This window comes from Actinocrinis sp. (assembly GCF_035653575.1).
In the GTDB taxonomy this organism is placed as follows: Bacteria; Actinomycetota; Actinomycetes; order Streptomycetales; family Catenulisporaceae; genus Actinocrinis.
This window is the reverse complement of the sequence record NZ_DASRBQ010000014.1, coordinates 1-3,475: the sequence shown is the minus strand read 5'-3', so window position 1 is coordinate 3,475 and position 3,475 is coordinate 1. Positions and strand designations below refer to the sequence as shown.

The window sequence follows — 3,475 nt, the reverse complement described above, 5'->3', positions numbered from 1 at the left end:
CCGAGGACTTCAGCGAGTGCGTCTTCCGTCGGGGCCGCGGAGGCGGCCGAGGGCGGGAGTCCGGGCCCGGCCGGGTAAGTCACGATCACGGGCCGGTCCGGGATGTCGGCTACGAGCGGTTCGCCGATCCAGTGGAACGTGGGCAGGAGCAGGACTCCGCGCCCGGCCGGGTACACCTCGCGCGTGGCGGCTGGATCCGCGGTGGCGAATTCCCACACGCCTTCGCTGAGCCGGGAGCCCGGTACTACGCGCGCCAGCGCATGCCCGATGCCGTGTTCGCTGACGATCGCTGCGTATCGAGCGAACTCGATGCGGTGTAGGTGCTGCACGACCGGCCAGACCGGGGCAAGCAGCGCGTCGAACGCTGCCTGCCGGGCGCGCATGACCGGTTGCCAGGCGTCGCGCGCGCCGCGATGCAAATCCCTGATCCAGGCGGGCGCCTTGACGGCTGCGGGCGCGGTGGCGTAGGCGAGTTCGAGTTCTGCAGCGACCCAGGTGCTCTCGCTCGCGCGCATGGCCTCGAAGCATTCGGCCATGCTCGCCTCGGCACCATCAAGGAATGCGGGCGCGTGGCGGCCCGGTACGAGGTCACGCAGTGGCAGCGCGGCCGCGGGCATCGCCCACATGGCCCGGTTACGCCACCGGCCGAACAGCAGCGGAGCGAACTGCGGGTTGAAGAGCATCATCAGCGCTGCATTGAGTTCCTGCAACGGCGCCGGGCGCGCGGCGACGCGGACACGTGCGAAATCGGCAGGCGTGAGATGAATACGGAACACGTCGGCCTCCGTCCCCCGACTGCGACGCCATCGTTTCGACTCGATCCTAAATGATCGCCCGCATCGGGCGGCGGAATGACGATCGTCGGCATGACCACGAAGATCTCAGGCATCGATCGTCGGACGCTGGCCAAGCTGGCGTTACTTTCCGGCGCGGGCATGACCGTCCCCGGCATCGGAACAGGGCCCGCCCGTGCCGATACCGCCTCCGCCGTACTGCGTCTCCCCGCACCCACCGGTCCGCATCGGGTCGGTGCTGTCGAGCTCTATCTCGTCGACCGCTCGCGCCCGGATCCGTGGGACCCGGCCATTCCCGTCCGCGAGCTGATGGTCACGCTCTTCTACCCGGCGCAGACCGTGCGGGGTTTCGCGCGCGCCGCGCAGATGCTGGCGGGCGCAGCCGTCCTGTTCGGCGAGATCGCGCCACTCGGCCACCCACAGCTGCCTTCTGCGGGCGTGGACTGGGCCGCCACGATGACCCACGCGTACACGGCCGCTCCCGCCCTGCCGGAACGCCGCCCGGTGGTGATCTACAGTCCGGGCGGCGGCGACCCGCGCACACTCGGCACATATACCGCCGAGGATCTCGCCAGCCACGGCTACGTCGTGGCGATCGTCGACCACCCAGGCGACGCCTGCGATGTCCAATTCCCTACGTCCACGAAATACCGCGGCCAAAACCGGATCACGGTCTTCCGCGGCGATCCGCGAACCGACGCCGCGACCTATCGGACGATGATCGAAACGCGCATCGCCGACTGCAAGTTCGTGGCCGACACCCTCGTGACACTGATGGCGGGAGGGAACCCCGACGCGCTCGGCAGGAGTCTGCCGCGCGGAATAAACCGGGTGATCGACCTGGACCGGCTCGCGATCTACGGCCACTCGGCGGGCGGCACGACAGCAGCAGAAACCGCTTACGAAGACAACCGGTTCGCTGCGGCGGTGAACCTGGAGGGCTACCTGGACTGGGTACCCGCAAGCCCCGGTGAACCCGGCGCGCTGCTCCCGGTCGCTGCGCACGGCGCGTCCCGGCCGACGCTGATGGTCGGTAGCAGCGAATTCGCCGACAAGCACGCGCTCGACCTGTCCTGGACGGTCTTGCTCGCCCGCTCCGGCCACCGAGCGACGCGCTGCCAGATCACCGACGCGAACCACTGGGTCTTCACCGATTTCGCGCCGATGGCGGCGCAACTGCAAGCCGACGGGCTGATGACCGCCACCGATCGGAACGCGCTCGTCGGCCGGATCGACGCGAGCGTCGCAGTATCCGAAGTCCGCCGGCTGCTCCGCGACTTCCTGCACCGAACAGTCGGCATCTCTGCGTGACGCTTCGAGCGGTTAGTGCGGTGACCGTGAAACGTTCGCCGGGTTCGGTGACACGCCGCTCGAGGTTCGAAGGTTCGGGCCGATTATCTGGAGAGAGTAGCGACCAACTCGTCGCGGCCGTTGACCCGGATCTTGCGATAGATGGCCTTGAGATGGTCGTTGGTCGTGTGCTGCGACAGGTCGAGGGTGTGGGAGATCTGTTTGCTGGAGCGGCCGTCCAGGACCTGGTCGATCACGGTGCGTTCCCGGGGCGTGAGGCCGTACCACGCAGCGACCGCGGGCAGCAGTTGGCCGGTACCGGCCGCCTGGATGGTGACGGCCACCTCGCCGCGTCGGGCGCCGGTGAGCCGTTGGGCCTGCAGCGCGGCGAAGCCGTGGCCGGTCGGGATGCGGCTGAGCACGGGCTCGCTGTGGCGGCGGGCGGCGGCCGCGAAGTTCCACAGCGTCAGCGAGACATCCTCGTCCGTGTCGAGGATCAGGTTGGGAAAGCACATCCGCAGCCATGCGCGCCCGGTCGCGGTCGCGGAGGCCAGGGCGTCGTTCTCGTAGATGACGAGCACGCCGGGTGGCATCGCGGTGCGTATGGGATGCGGCCTGGCGCGGCCGACGTAACCGCGCAGCGTGGCGGCCAGCGGCGCCGCGACCTGCCGAGCGTTGTCCAGGTCGGCCGGGGTGAACGGCGGCCGGCGACGCTCGCGCAGCAGGATCAGCGTGCCCCAGTGCGTGGCGCGATCGACCAGGTCGAGCCGCATCTCGCAGCCCCAGCCGTCGTCGGCCATGCTGTCGAGCAGCGGCACGAGGCCCGGCGGCGCGGTGGCCGTGGTGTCCAGCATCGCGACAGTCGGGCGGCTCGGGGGCCGGTCGGCGGGTCGCCGGGGCGAGTAAGGCTGCTGATCGAGCAGCCCGGCCGCCTTGATGCGGCGGAAGTGGGCGCAGCTGTAGCCCTGGTGCTCGACCAGGAAGCAGCCGGCGCCGGTGACCGGATCCTTGCCGGAAAGCATGTATCCGTCGTGCGGCACGAGCCGGTGCAGCTGGCGGGCCAGCTCGCCGCCGAGGTCGGCCAGGCTGTCGGCGCGTGCGGCAGCCTGCCGCGCCGCGTGGGCGACGAGCAGCGGCGCGGGCGCAGGGGACACCGCAGGAGTATCGCAATCGGCTCCCCCCTAGGTCTAGGGATATGCGCCGCGTATCCGGGGGTGGACAGTGAAACCCGGCCGGGCGGTCATTGCCCTGCCGTTCTCTTTCAGTAAGCAGAAGCAGAGGATTAGGAGTACTCGTGCGTCGATTCCTGGTGGTTGCCCTGTCCGTTTCCGCCTTACTCGCAGGTGGCACGGTGTCCGCCGCCGCGAGCAGCGCCGACGCGGCGTCCGCGC

The 3,475-nt window shown here is 69.8% G+C and carries 3 protein-coding genes; 1 reads left to right on the top strand and 2 read right to left on the bottom strand.

Going from position 1 to position 3,475, the window contains the following annotated elements; translation table 11 throughout:
* Positions 1 to 776 (bottom strand): hypothetical protein (locus tag VFA06_RS02095; RefSeq protein WP_324838628.1); only part of this gene is annotated, 776 nt, incomplete at its 3' end.
* Positions 777 to 866: 90 nt separating this feature from the next.
* Between VFA06_RS02095 and VFA06_RS02090 the strand changes: the two genes are divergently transcribed.
* Positions 867 to 2,105 carry an alpha/beta hydrolase family protein gene (locus tag VFA06_RS02090; RefSeq protein ID WP_324838627.1) on the top strand — a complete coding sequence of 413 codons (1,239 nt, stop codon included), beginning with the start codon at positions 867 to 869 and terminating at the stop codon, positions 2,103 to 2,105.
* Between the two features lie 83 nt (positions 2,106 to 2,188).
* On the opposite strand, the gene VFA06_RS02085 is transcribed toward VFA06_RS02090, so the two are convergent.
* Positions 2,189 to 3,238, bottom strand: coding sequence for a helix-turn-helix transcriptional regulator (locus VFA06_RS02085; RefSeq protein ID WP_324838626.1), 1,050 nt, complete (start codon positions 3,236 to 3,238; stop codon positions 2,189 to 2,191).
* Between the last annotated feature and the right edge of the window lie 237 nt (positions 3,239 to 3,475).

Bases quoted from the DNA above. Each gene is read 5' to 3' on its own strand.
- VFA06_RS02090 (WP_324838627.1), top strand. From the start codon at position 867: ATGACCACGAAGATCTCAGGCATCGATCGTCGGACGCTGGCCAAGCTG.